This window comes from Burkholderia ubonensis (assembly GCF_001718695.1).
GTDB lineage: Bacteria > Pseudomonadota > Gammaproteobacteria > Burkholderiales > Burkholderiaceae > Burkholderia > Burkholderia ubonensis_B.
Genome location: NZ_CP013420.1, coordinates 1,173,453 through 1,187,602, shown reverse-complemented (window position 1 = coordinate 1,187,602; position 14,150 = coordinate 1,173,453). Strand labels below are relative to the sequence as shown.

The following is a 14,150-nucleotide window of genomic DNA, read 5'->3' as shown; positions in this document are numbered from 1 at the left end:
GCGGCTACCGGGAAAAGTGCGCTTCGAGCTTGTCGTGGATCTCGCGGGCGACGCCCTGCCACGCGTGGACGCTGACGAGCGGGTGAGCGCCGAATTGCTCTTGCAATTTTTCGGAGGGCGCGGTGGCAACACGTTCGGCGTGCTTGCTCAGCGCATCCATCACGAATGCTTGTGCGAGCGCGCCGTATCGGGAGAACGTCATGATCTCCGTGAGACATTCGAGGTTGGTCATGGGGAACGAAATCAGGTGGAAATGAGAAAGCGACGGGAACCCGGCTTCGAGGTGGCGTACTGCGTTTCGAACTCGGGGTGATCGGCCAACAGTCGAGCCAGGTCGACCCCGGACGAATCCTTGCTACGCTTGAACGACACGGAGCCGGTTTCGAATACGGCCCGGATTGCGTCACCCATGGCCTCCTGGATCATCTGCTTGAACTGCGCTTCGAGTTGCTGGCGCGTCTCGATCTCGACACGCACGGCGACCAGATCGGCGAACGTGGCTGACAGCAAGCGGTCGTTGCTGAAGTTGATCGTTTCGCCATTGCCCGGATACAGGTGGCGCAGCGCACGATCGGCCGATTCCGATCCGTCGGCGGGCGGCGGTGCATCGGTCTCCACGTATCGCCAGAACCGCGCTTCGAGTTCGATCAGCCGACCGATCAACGCGTCGTCGCGCTCGATCCGATGGACTTCGAGCGCTTGACCACAGAGCAGCACGGCGACGTGCGCCGCAGACTTGCCCGTGACGGCCAACTAGTGCTGTACCTAAATCTGCACGTACTCGGGCACGCCATCGCGCCAGAGTCGCGCGCCGAACTCGCCGGCTGTCTTGCACTCGAGAACCTGCACGTCGCGTGCGTCGACGATTTCCCGGTCGATATTCGCCAACATAAACGGCACTGTTGGATGCCGCAGCACGGCATTGACCCGCCGCACGCGATTCCCCGTCTGCTTCGTGTACGAGGCGGCGACGATGGGTTCGAGCAGCGTGCCCCAGTACGTCGGCAACGTCGTATCGTCCGGATCGGGGCGGGGAAGGCCGTCGGCACGACCGGTCTTGTCAAGCCACAATTCCAGTGCGCTCATGTATGGGTTGAGGCTGACCGCAGCAGCAGCATCCGATCCGCCGATGCCGGTTCGGCGCACGGCTAGCCAGTCGTCGCGACTCAGCTCTTGCGTCTTGACGAGCTTCAGTGCGGGCTTGCGAACGCGCCGTGGTTCGGGATGAGGGGTATTCATGGAGTCTCGCAAAATAAGAAAGCCCGGCAGACGAATCTGGCCGGGCCACAGGTGAGGGAATATGGGGGCTATGTCGAACGGGCACGTCGGAATGCGTCTTGCAGTGCGTCGCCTGCGAAGGTTACGAGCTTGCCGTTTCCGAGGTGGACAGTCGTACCCTGAGGTTTGATTTGCAGGATCGTGGCGTAACGGTCGCCGAACCGTAACCCTGCTCCGCGCGGAATCTGAATTCGCATGTCGACTGCCAGAGGCGGGATCGGATTGGTCATGCGACAAGCTTCATCGCCTCGCCCCACGCGCGCTCTTTGAGTGTTGCGCCAGCACCGAACCAGGCTGCATCGAGGCGATGGTCATCGCTACGGGCACGGCGGTGGTGATCGACGTATTCCGTGACAGCGTTCAGCAATCCCCACGCGGTGCCCGACGCAGAAGCCAGATCTGAACCCTTCCCGCGTCCGGCATAGAGCTGGCCCACTGCCTTGATCGCGCGTTCGTTGACGGCGACCGTTTCGCGATCCGGAAGATTGGCGGTCGAGTAGGTCAGCACGCGGCGCAGGAACGCTTCGGCCGCGGAGTCCGTCACCTTGCGTTCGGACACCGCCTTGGTGCGGGCCATAAAGGCATCCCAGGTGGAAACGGCGATACCGAGCTGCCGTTTGACAGCGGCTGCATCAAACTGCGAACGGTGCGAGACCTTGATCGCGCCAGCACTGTTTCCCAAGGCGATTTGCAGTGTGTTGTTGCAGACGACTCTGATCGACGTGAACTGCGCCGTCGTCGCGAGCGTGCCATCGCATGCCGTGGCGAGCAGCAGGTAGCCATTCGCCTCGTCTTTGCCTTTAAGCATGCCGGACTGACCGGTGCGGGCGAGCGCCCAGAGCTTGCGGCCCTGCCGTCTCGAGCTGGAAGCCGCCGATCTCCGTGAGGTCTCGATAAAACTCCAAAATCTCTTCGGGCTGCACGACCTGATAGCGTGCGGAGACGACGGACAAGGGTGCTTTGGTGTCCGATCGGTACAGCACCTTCTGTTCGGGAAATGCGTGAATTGAGCCGAGATTTCGATTGCCGGCGGCGACGAACCGGACTTCAGCTTCCTCGATGGTCCAGTCCATGCCGGCGGCACGCTTCCAGACTTCGAGCGGTTGTTTCGGAGCTAGTTTGTTTCCGAGGCCGTGCCAGGGTTCGGCGCCGGAGTAGGCCATCGTTTGGACGAGATGCATGAGCGAAACTCCTATTCAAAAATTACAGTGCATAAAGCCCGGCCGAGGCCGAGCGGAACGAAATCAGTGAGGGGAATGACCCGAACGGCGAATTAGCGGGGCTGGATGCTGAAGGTGCGCCCGCACGCAAGACAGCGCCAGTTGTCGAGGATCTTTTGGTCGACGGCTTCGCCAAAGGCGGCCCCAGTTGCACACCCAGCCGCGCCGGCGATCAGGCTGGCGAGAATCGCACCGGCCACACCACCGCATGCCGAGCCGATCGGACCTGCGATCAATCCAGCCGTTGCACCGGCTTCCGCGCCAGACAAGGCGATAGCGACGGCGCCGGTTGCGCCGGCCGCGGCCCCGATAGTCCCACCGATGCGACGGGCGACATGGCGAGGCTCCGTTCGGGGTGACTGGCATGTCGGACACGGATAGATTGGCCCTGCGCCCGGACGGTAGTGTGCGGATTCAGTGGCGTCCGATCGTGACGAGTGGGTAGCGCCGAATTCCTCGTCGTCGAACGGGGAATGATCATGCATGGGCCGAGACCTCCTTGCGGATCTTTCGGATGTGTTTGCAGTGGCACGCAGCCACGAGTGCGCCGCCCACGAATGCGAGTGCAAAGGCGGCGAGGTAATCGAGGGGAGAGGGCATGGTTGATTTCCTGAGAATGGACGAACGCGACGCGATACATCGGCATACCGACGCTGACCGATGGTTCGGTAATTGAGCGCTTTCGGCCGGTTGTGCGGATCAGACGGCACGGACGGGGCTCAGCGAATGGTGGAGCCGAAGCTGTGGTCGCATGTCAGACATCGATAGTTGTCCAACACGTTGTCGTCGAGCACTGCGCCGATAGTGGAGCCGGCGACGGAACCGGCTGCGCTGCCCAGCAGGCCGGCTACGACCGCGCCCGCTAGTCCGCCGAATACAGCGCCGACCGGTCCGCCGATTGCGCCAACAGCTGCGCCAGCTTCGGCACCTGACAACGCCATGGCGAAACCGCTCGTTGCGCCGGCGACGCTGCCGATCGTGCCGCCGGTCTTGCGACCGACATTGCGCGCTTCGATATGCGTCGAGCCGCACTGCGGACAGCTGTGTGCATCCGGTTGGGACGGTGTGGCGTCTGTCGTCGGTGACGGTGCGTAGGAGAAGTAGTCGGAGGGCGACGACATTGGCGGCTCGCGCGGCGTCTCTGGGGAAGGAAATACAGATTGGAAAGGGCGCTCGTCATACTCTGGTGAAGCGAACGATGCGCAAGACGACCCGATAGAACTCGACGATGCCGGTGCGAAATCATGAAGGGCTTCAAGTGCATGGTCGGGATACGGTGCATGGGCTTCACATTCGTCATGGCCACCATCGATGGGCGTGAACGAGCGCGAGGGCGGGGGCGGTGTTTGGTGCGTGGATCGTCGGTCCTTGGTAGCGAGCCAATAGAAACCGAACCCGAACATGGCGACGAGGACGAGTCCGAGGCAAATCTGGAGGGCGAGGTAGAGGGTGGGATTCACGCAGACTCCTGAGCGAAGTGCGCCGATGCGGAAGTGCATCGGCGGAGCGGCCAGCATGGGCCGTGCTCAGATAGGTCATATATGTCTGAAATTTTCTTGAATCTGCAGGAAGAGCGGCTTATCCGGGGGCACCGCAGATCAGCGGACCTTGTATGACGTGAATTCCGCCGAGCCCCACGCTGCACATGCATGGAATGTCTTCCATGACGGGACACTTCTGGGTACGCGTCATCAGAACGAGCAATGAAACCGTAGAGTGTTGCATATTGGCAACATGGTCAGATGATGCCCGACGTTTAGATATACGAGACAGCCAATTTTCATTTGTTTACGACTCGGTCTTTGTGGGTGATGTGGGGAATGTTAAATAAAATGTTTTGCAGTGTTGATAATTGTTCTTGGAGGTGATGAGATTGATTTATAAATAAACTCGCTTCTATTTTCCTGCATGTGCTCACGCGAGAAATGGCTGGCACTAATCGATGCGTGCGCTGCGCGACTGGATAACGTTCTGAGAGGTTGATGCGTACGGACCCATGCGCAGCAAGGTGTAGCGGTATGGAACCTATTGATTCGGCCGTCGTATGGGGCGGGCATTGTTAGGCCGGAATTCGAATGTTTGCCAAATGTCGTTTTTGAGACGGGTGTTGTATTTATTGAAATATTTCGTTGGTGGCTGGTGAAGATAATGGCCTCACTCCTTTCATTTTTTACGATGCGCTATTGCGTGGCACCTGACAATTATTGACGGTGCATCGGTTTGGCTTGTGTTAGACTCCGCCAAAATTCCGAGAGAGACCTGCCATGCGCCGCATCACGCGCGATATAGAGGCTCGGCTTGTTCAACGGGGGACAGCCAAGCAAACGATTATTTTTGACAATGCTTCGCTAACAAGTGAAGGGCATGCGCTGTGGGTTAAGGCCACGGCTTGGATTATGACGGTCGTGATGTACTTTGCACCGACCGTCTTGCTCGCGGATCAGACTGCACACGCAGCGCCAATCATCGATCCTCGTGCACCGATCACGTTCCAGCCGTCGGTAACGCAAACCAGCACGGGCATTCCCGCTATCAATATTCCCGCAGCGAACGCGAATGGAATAAGCGTTGGGCAGTATCAATCGTTCGGAGTGGGTCCCGAGGGCCTGGTACTCAACAACAGTACCGTGGCTGGTTCCCCATTGCTCGGCGGCACACTGGGCGCCAACCCGAACTTGAACGGGCGGCCGGCAACGACAATCATCAATCAAGTTACGTCCAACGCGATTGCTACGCTTAACGGGCCTCTTGAGGTTTTCGGATCTCCTGCATCCGTCATCGTGGCTGCGCCAGGGGGCATCTCCGTAAACGGGATGGCGCTCACGAACATTCCCGGCTTGACGTTGACGACCGGGACGCCTCAGTTTCTGATGGGTGTCGGAGGCGCATCAACCGATTTTGCGCACGCAGGTGCGGTGGCCTTCGATGTGCGCTCGGGCAACATTTCGATCGACGGCCCGGCGGGTGTGAATGGTCCGGGTGCTGGCATCGAAGGGACTGTCGGCAACATCGACTTAATCGGACAAAGCGTCAGTTTGGCGGCGCCGCTGCGGGCGGATCAGCGCCTGAACGTAGTAACCGGTAATCAGATCGTGACGCCGACCGCGATGGGCGTGAGCGGCAACACGTATGCGACGAACTCCAGCGGCGCGACCAACACGGCGGCTGTCATTGGGAAGGCAGTTGCCGTCGATGCAAGCCAGTATGGGTCGGTCACAAGCGGTACGGTGTATATCGTGTCCACAGCGGCTGGCATGGGCGTAAACATGCAGGGCACGCTGTCGGCGACGGCGGGCAATGTAGTCGTCAATTCGAACGGCGACATTGCAGTCGGACAAACTTTTGCCAATCAGAACGTCGCCGTGGCGAGTGCAGGCAATTCGACGATCAGCGGTACCGGACTCGCGAACCAAAACTACACCGTCAATGCGAACGGCGACATCAACGCGATGGGTTCGGTGTCGGCTGGTCAGAACGTTGCGATGACGGCAGGCGGCAACCTGAATGCGGCATCGGTTGCTGCGAATGGTTCCGCAAATCTGACGGCGGGGCAGTCGATGACGATTGGCTTGCTGTCCGCGCACGACATCGCGTTGCAGACGACAAACGGTGATCTGACGGTGGCTGGTCTGAGCGCACCCGGTGCCGTATCGGCTAAGGCAGGGCGCGATCTGACCGTCGACGGCGCGGTGCAGGGCGGCAGTACGGTTGCGCTGACGGGCGGTCGAAACGCCACCGTGAACGGCTCCGTTTCCGGCGTCGGCAACACGACGATTGCTGCACAAACCGGCTCGGCGCAAATCAATGGCGATGCAGTTACCAATGCAGTGCTTTCGATTGCCGCCGGACAAAGTACAACCGTTGGCGGCAACGTATCGGCCCAAGGGCCGCTGTCGCTCACGTCGAGCGCGGGCGATACCACGATTTCAGGTACGGCCGTCACGCCCGATGCGCTGACGGTTCAAGCAGGCGGGACGACAACGCTCGGTGGACAGACGCAGGCTGCAACAGCCAACGTGTCCGGCGGCAACGTCGCGGTGAACGGGGCGTTGACGACGACCGGTGACGCGACGCTGACGGCGACGAATGGCAACCTGACTGGTACCGGTGCGATTGGCACGACACAGGGCAACGTGAGCCTGTCGGCGAGCCAAAACATCGCCTATAACGGTGGCGTGCAAAGTGGCGGCGCGGTGACGGCCACGGCCGGTCAAGATGCGACGCTGGCGAATGTCTCTGCACCGGGCGCGATCACGATTCAGGCGGGCCGCGACGCAACCGAAACGGGCAATCTGGTCGGCGGCAGCACGGTGCAAGTGACGGCTGGCCGCAATGCGTCGGTCGATGGTTCCGTCGCCTCGGTTGGCAATACGACGATCACGGCACAGAGCGGATCAGCTACCGTAAACGGCAACGCGCGATCCAACTCGGCACTGACAGTTTCCGCCGCGCAGGATGCGACGATCGGCGGCACGGCGCAGGCGCAAGGGCCTGTGACGATCGCCACGCAAGGCGGTTCGATCACGGGGCAGGGTAACGTGACGTCCTCGCAGGGCGCGGTGAACCTTAATGCCGGACAAGCCATCGCCCTGAATGGCGCGGTGCAGAGCGGCAGCACGATCGATGCGACGGCGGGCACCAACGCGAGCTTCGGCGGAACGGTTACGGCACCGGGTGCGGTGACGATTCAGACTGGGCAGAACACGACCTTGGGCGGTGACGTCACGAGCGGCGGCCATCTCAGCGTGACCTCGGGCGGTAGCACGCAAGTGAATGGCAATGCCGCGTCGATTGGCGACATGACGCTTGCCGCAAACGGTGGCACGCTCAGCACGACGGGCAACGCCGTGTCGATGGGCGCATTGAACGCGACGGGCCAGCAGGGCGTGAACCTGGGCGGTACCGTCTACAGCGGTAGCAATACGTCGATCGGATCGAGCGCAGGCAGCGTCTCAGTCGCCGGAGCGGTTTTGACGCCGGGCGCGCTGAACATCAATGCCGGACAGGATGCAACCGTCGCCGGTTCCGTACAGAGCGGCCAGAACACGACGATTTCGGCGGGGCGTGACGCGAATCTGAATGGCGGTTTGTCGGTTAGCAATGTCGGTAACGCGGGAGTGACAGCGGGCCGAGACGTGAACGGCACGGGCGTAATTAGCGTCGCGAACGACACGACGCTCAAGGCCGGCAACAACATCAATGTCTCCGGGACAATTCAGACCGGCAATACCCTCTCCGCGACGGCGAATAACAACCTGTCGGTTGGTGCGACGACCGCCGTCGGTTCCAGCACGCTGACTGCCACGAACGGCAGTGCGACGTTGGTGGGTGACGCACTATCGGGCGGGGCGATGACGATCGCGGCCGGGACGGATGTGAGCGCGCAAGGTAGCGTCAAGAGCCTGGGCGACCTGGCGATCGATGCGACGTCGGGCAACGTGACGGCCGCCGGCGCGGTTGCAAGTGCAGGCAACGCGACGCTGAATGCCGGCCAGAATCTGACGCTGTACGGTCAAACCACGGTGTCGAAGGGCGCGACGCTGACCGGCAACAACATCACGACGCAGGGCGTCGCGGTGGGCGGCAACCTGACGGCCACGGCAACGAACAACCTCGATACATCCGCCGGTCAGCTCCACGCACAGTTCGACGCGAGCGCGCCTGCACTGTCGGTGAATGGTAACGCCTCGCTGAAAGGGGCGAATGTCACGACCGCAAACGCGGTGGTTGGTGGCACGACTCAGATTGCGGCATCGCAGAACCTTACGACAGGCGGCACAGCCGCGTTCAGGGGCGACGCCAGCCTGAGCGGCAACACGATCACGAACGTCGGCACGCAGATGGCCGGCGGCAATCTGAACGTCTCGGGCTTTAACGTCACGAACACCGGAAGCCTGTCGTCGCTGCAAACCGCGACGGTCAACACGACGGATCTGAACAATGGCGGATCGATTTACGGTCCGACTGCGAACATCACTGTCGGCAACGCGACGATCAACTCGGGTTCGTTGCTCGCCGCGAACGCGTTGAACCTGACGACGAGCAGTCTCAGCAATTCCGGGTTGATCTTCGCGGGAGATGTCCGGAATCCAACGACCGCGACAGGCGACACCACCGTCACGGTCACTGGTGGCAACGGGTCATTCGACAATACTGCGGGCAAAATCCTCGCCCAGAACATCGCGACGCTGAATCTGCCGAATCAGACGCTTGATCCGTCGACCGGAATCCTTGGGACGATCGACGGTACGAACGGCGTTAATCTGTCCGGGCTGTCGGTGAATAACTCAGGTACGTGGACGTTACCCGCCAGGGCAGTAACCGTTACGGCTGCTCAGGGCATCACGAACGCAGGGACGATCAATCAGGGCACGGGTTCGCTGACGCTGAATAGCACTGTTGGCAACACTGGCACGATCAACGGTAACGACCTGACGATCAATGGATCGCTGGTGAACGCGGCAAGCGGAACGGTTTCAGCCAACGCACTGAGGCTGAACGGATCGGGAACAAACGCCGGTCTCGTGCAGGCGAACAACACGCTGGCGATCTCGGGTACGAGTTACGACAACTCTGGCGGCACGACGCGGGTTGGCACGAACAATGGTCCGGCCGGTAGTGGCAACGCGACCATCAATCTGTCGGGTGATCTCGGCAACGCAGGCGGCACGCTGACTGCAACGAACGATCTGACGATCGCTGCGAACAACGTTAACAACTCAGCGGCAGCCAACATCTCGACGACTACAAGTACATCGACAGTCATCAACTCGCCGCTGCTGATGTCGACGGTGATCGGCACGGAGGACTTCTATTACATTGATTCCGGAGCGGACGGGACGCTCAGCTGGTATGTATATCCGCTGACCTCTACACTTGGCGGGTTGCTGTCTCCAGGCGGTAATTCGACGATGGTGCCGGACCCGCATCCGTCATGGATTGTGCAGCTCGCCCATGCAGCGGGGGCTCCGCTTCCGACGGTCAATCTTGCAACCTATTATTCCCCGGCACCGAACGCCAACCATATCGCATCAGGGCCGACTGCCTTTCAACCCGTGGCCACCTCGGGGACCGTGACGTTCGTACGCCTGCCGTACGCCGTCAATAGCGGTGGCGGTGCTGGACCGCTCTATACGTGGGTAGTGCAAGACGGCACTGTCCCGACAGGGGGTTCGGACGGCCCGTATCAAACGCAGACGTTCTCGATTCCGACCGTCACGGAGACGCGCACGAGTGTGTCGGGCAGCAATACGCCCTCGGTGATCGCGGCTGGTAACAACCTGAGCCTGACTGCGAACACGCTCAATAATCAGGGAGGCACGATAAGCGCTGGTCATGACGCTAACTTGAACGTTCAGACGTTGAACAATGGCGGGGTGACCTATACGTCGAGCGTAACCGATACGGTCGACAGTGCGTCGTTGCAGGCATTCATGAGCGGCATCATCGCGTTGAAGTCAACTTTGCCAAGTTGGAGTGGATTGCCCACAGAACAAGTGTCGGTACGCGGCAGCGGCAACATGTATGGGACGTATTGCGATAGCTCGGGTTGCGACGTTGGGTCACCGAATCCGCCCGCGAAGTTCAACTTCCTTGCACCGAGTGCGGTGACGGTGCAATCCGTATCGTCGAGCACGACGCTTCAGACGCCTGCCGGTCAGGTGCTCGCCGGTCATGACATCAATCTGTCGGGCGGCAATCTGGTCAATGCGGGCTCGCTGACGGCGGGCAACAACGTCAACATCAATTCGTCGAGCTTTACGAATCAGGGTGTCAACAACGGCTCGAAGACCGTCACGGCAGGGTGCCCGTCGGGCTTTGCTGGGTGTAGCTCTGCGACGACGACGAATGGGAACTCGGAGACCTACAGCTATCAGCAGACCAACAGCAGCGTGACAGCTGGGAACGACCTCGTCATCGCTGCAAATCAGGTCAGCAATACCTACGGCAATCTGGTCGCGCGGAATAATGTCGTGATCGGTGGCGTAGGAACGACTGAGACCGCGCCGACGCAGGCATCCAGTGTGACCAATACCTCGGGCGCGATCGAGGCGGGTAACGACGTCACGATCAATGCTGCGACGCTCACGAACACGATCGCAGTGCCGGCACAGGTACATCAGAACTACGGCACGGCTGCGCCGTTCACTGGCTGCACGAGCAACTGTGAAGCGTATGTCGATGTGAAGTCGGCCGATCCGGGCACGATCACCGCGAACCACAACGTCAATTTGACGGCAGGTGCGTTCAGTAATATCGGTAGTCTTGTTACCGCGCAGAACGCGGTGACGATCAATGCAAGCCAGTCAGCGTCGAATGGTAACCAGTATCTGAATGCGTACTGGCGTTCGAGCGTGCCGTTCCAGGGCTCGAACTATGTCGCGTGGGGCTGCGCAAATAATCCGTCGTTGTGTGCGAACCTGTACGGCAGCGCCTACAACGCCGGCGATGCGCAAGACCCGGCAGGGCTGCCGTCATCGGTCGGTATGTCGGATTTCGTGCCGGGCACGATCCAGGCAGGTAACACGTTGGTGGTCAACTCCCCGACCCTGACAACCACGGGGAATGTGATTGGGCCGAATGTCGCCTTGACCGGTGCCACGCTCGTCAACGGCCTCACGAACCCGAATGTCTACACGCCGCCGCCAGCCGTATCGGGGCAGGTGATTTCGCTCGGGCCGGTGTCTGTTTCGAGCTACGTTGCATCGACGGTCGATGCTGCGGGATTCGTGACGAACGCGAGCGGCCAACGCACGTCCGTGACCGGTGCGGCGGGGCTGCCGTCGAATTCGCCGGTTGGGGTGCAGACGGTTGGTAAGCCGACACTGCCGGTTATCACGACAACCAGCTCCCCGTCCGGCTCCGCGGCAGGTAACGCCTCCGCGGGCACGGTGAGCACGCCGACGACTACGACTGTTAAGACGATCGCGGGCGAAACGGTGCAGGTCAACTATTTGACCAACAATCCGGCCGGGCAACTCGTCGATTCCGTGTCATCCGCGTCATTGATTGCCGCGCTGCCGGCCACTTTGCGTCCGGCAGGCGTGCCGTTCTATTACGACCCATACACCGAGAATCAGCAGATCGAGCAGGCCGCGCAGGTAGCGACGGGCAAGAGCAGTTTCTATAGCACGCCGAGCGCGACTGACAGCACGAGCCAAGCATCGGTAAGCAATCGGGACAAGATGGCGTTGTATGGCGCTGCGCTCGAATATGCCGAGAAAAACAATGTCGCGCTCGGTACGCAACTGAGCCAGGCGCAACTGGCTCAGATCAATGCACCGATGCTGTGGTACGTGGAGCAGACCGTGCCTGAGCCGGGCTGTACGGCAACGGGGAATGGATCGTGCCCGACGGTGCGGGCATTGATGCCGGAGGTGCTGCTGCCACAGAACTTTGCGGTGGTGAATGCGGACGGTGAAATCACTGGAACCAACGTTGCGCTGAACTATGCGAACAGCATCCTCGATACGGGGACGATCACCGCACAGAATCTCAGCGTTCATACGAGCAGCCTGACGCTCGAGCAGCGCTCGACCAACGTCGGGACCATCTATGACGCGCTCACGGGGGGCGAGGGCGTGACGGCCACGAGCGGCACGCTGGTGCAGCAGGGCGGCTTCATGACTGCCGCCAGTTACGACATGGATGTGCAGTCGATCAACCAGATCGGCGGTGCGTTGCAGCAGGTCGGCGCGGATGGCATCGTCGATGCTGCTGGTACGCAGGCCATGCTGGCGAATCTCAAGAGCCAGCTCGGTAGTGATTTCACTCAGTCGACCGTCAGCAACAATTTGCACACCAGCACGGTGGCGAGTGCCGATGATGGATTCGGCCTGCAAATCATATCGATTGCTATCGCTGTCGTTGCGGCAATCATGATGCAGCCGGAAATTTCGGTTGGTATCGCTTCAATGACAGGTGCAACGGAGGCCGCTGCTGACGGTGCGTTCATGGCTGCTGCTGCGGGGGCAGAGGGAGTTGGCATTACGGCGGCAGCGAGCGTGGCAGGAGGAACGCTTGCGGTTGGAGGTCTCGCCAATACGGCACTGTCGGTTGGTTTGAGCAGTTTCTTGTCAAGCGCTATTGGACAAGTTGTTGGAACAGGACAAATTGATTTTGGTTCTGCGCTGCGCAACGGACTGATCGGTGCCGTGACGGCCGGGCTGACAAACGGCATTACGTTTGACCCGAATACACAGACGATCGGCTTTAGCGTCGATGCGTCGGTGCAGGGCGTCACTGCGCCGAGTCTGTCGCAACTGGCGGGTGTTCAGAACGTCGGGAATACAGTCGTACCCCAGGCAGGGGCGTCAGTAGCAGCGACGTTACCGCAGCAGGCTCTTGCGATTGCTGGCGAGGCAACTCTCCAGGCTGGCGTTCAGACGGCGTTGCAGGGCGGAAGCTTCCTGACGAACCTGCGCAACAGCGCAGCGACGAATGCTGCGGCGTCCATTGCCTACACAATCGGTAACCTGAGTCAGGACGGCACGCTGACAGGTGCGGCGTACGTGGCGGCACATGCTGCACTCGGCTGCGCTGCGGGCGCCGCAACGGGTCAAGGGTGCGACGGAGGGGCGATTGGCGGGGCGATCAGCGCTGGACTGAATCCGATCATCGATGCGAACGGCAATATCCCGGCTCCTGCACTGACGGCGATCGAAACGCTGGTGAGCGGTAGCGTTGCCGGCGCGCTTGGATTCAATGTGCAGGGCGCGATGACGGCGGCTCAAAACGAAACGCTGAATAACTGGCTGAATCACGTTCCCCCGAGCAAGATGCTCCTGTCGGAACAGCAGCGCTACGACAACGCAGTGGCAGCGTGCAACAACGGCGATTCGCAGGCATGCGACACGAAGACTGCCCTCCAGACGTTGTCGCAGAAGCTTGATGCCGCGCTGGCCGGCGCATGCGCCGGAGGCTCGACCAGTCCCGCGTGCAAGGCAGCGGTGACGGCTGCCCTTGCCGGTGGAAACACGGTGCAGTTCATCAACGGGACGGCCTATGCGTTTGATCCGAACGCGCCGGCGATCAAGGCGGTCGGCGACCCGTATCAGATAGCCTATGCAAATTCGCTCGACGGCCAACTAGCCCAAAGCACGGCTGATGCCTTGCAGTTTGCGCCAATCGAGATTCCCGGCGTTGCCGCTGGGGTTGGCGCAATCAGCAACGTAGTGCGGTCGCTGATTGGCGACAGCGGCATCATCGATGCAGGAATCCAGTGGGGTAAGGGCATCGCAGCGCAAGGTATGCCGTGGGAGGATTACCTCGCGACTCAGCTACCTGCCGGATCGAGACTGCCACCGGGTTTTAGAACCTTCGATTTTTACGATGAAGCTACGGGCGTTGCCGTGAGTGCCAAGACGCTGGATACCACGACCGCAGCTAAGATAGCCAATCCGGCGCAGGTCTATTCGTCACTTAAGGGTAATATTGACGCAGTGGCGAATTTTATGGAAGCCAGCCTTGGAACCAGGACGTTGACAGCGGATGAAATTACTGCGCGACAACTGCAAGTGGCCGTGCCTTCTGACACGACGCCGGCACAGTGGCAGCAAATCAACCGAGCGATTCAGTATGGTCAGAGTCAGGGCGTCAAAGTTATCGTTACACCGGTGAAGTGATGGCGAGTGAACCAAATTGGAAGAGCCG

3 protein-coding genes and 2 pseudogenes are annotated in these 14,150 nt (G+C 60.6%); 1 reads left to right on the top strand and 4 read right to left on the bottom strand.

From position 1 onward, the window contains the following. Positions 1–4 precede the first annotated feature (4 nt). The 4 genes and pseudogenes from WJ35_RS05310 to WJ35_RS32030 form a co-directional block, all read right to left on the bottom strand. Positions 5–232: a hypothetical protein gene (locus tag WJ35_RS05310; RefSeq protein ID WP_059474376.1), complete on the bottom strand. Its 228-nt coding sequence runs from the start codon at positions 230–232 to the stop codon at positions 5–7. 11 nt (positions 233–243) lie between these two features. Beyond that, a pseudogene (locus tag WJ35_RS05305) lies at positions 244–1,239 on the bottom strand (YqaJ viral recombinase family protein). A gap of 265 nt (positions 1,240–1,504) precedes the next feature. Next, a pseudogene (locus WJ35_RS05300) lies at positions 1,505–2,459 on the bottom strand (DUF932 domain-containing protein). 758 nt (positions 2,460–3,217) lie between these two features. Further along, positions 3,218–3,958 (bottom strand): hypothetical protein, encoded by a 741-nt coding sequence (locus tag WJ35_RS32030; RefSeq protein WP_230459677.1) that lies wholly within the window; start codon positions 3,956–3,958, stop codon positions 3,218–3,220. An 804-nt stretch (positions 3,959–4,762) separates the two neighbouring features. Between WJ35_RS32030 and WJ35_RS05290 the strand changes: the two genes are divergently transcribed. After that, positions 4,763–14,122 carry a filamentous hemagglutinin N-terminal domain-containing protein gene (locus WJ35_RS05290; protein WP_080484238.1) on the top strand — a complete coding sequence of 3,120 codons (9,360 nt, stop codon included), beginning with the start codon at positions 4,763–4,765 and terminating at the stop codon, positions 14,120–14,122. The last annotated feature ends 28 nt before the right edge of the window (positions 14,123–14,150 follow it).

What these genes read in the sequence shown, in the direction of transcription:
- WJ35_RS05310 (WP_059474376.1), bottom strand. Translation starts at nt 232, where the DNA reads ATGACCAACCTCGAATGTCTCACGGAGATCATGACGTTCTCCCGATAC.
- WJ35_RS05290 (WP_080484238.1), top strand. Translation starts at nt 4,763, where the DNA reads ATGCGCCGCATCACGCGCGATATAGAGGCTCGGCTTGTTCAACGGGGG.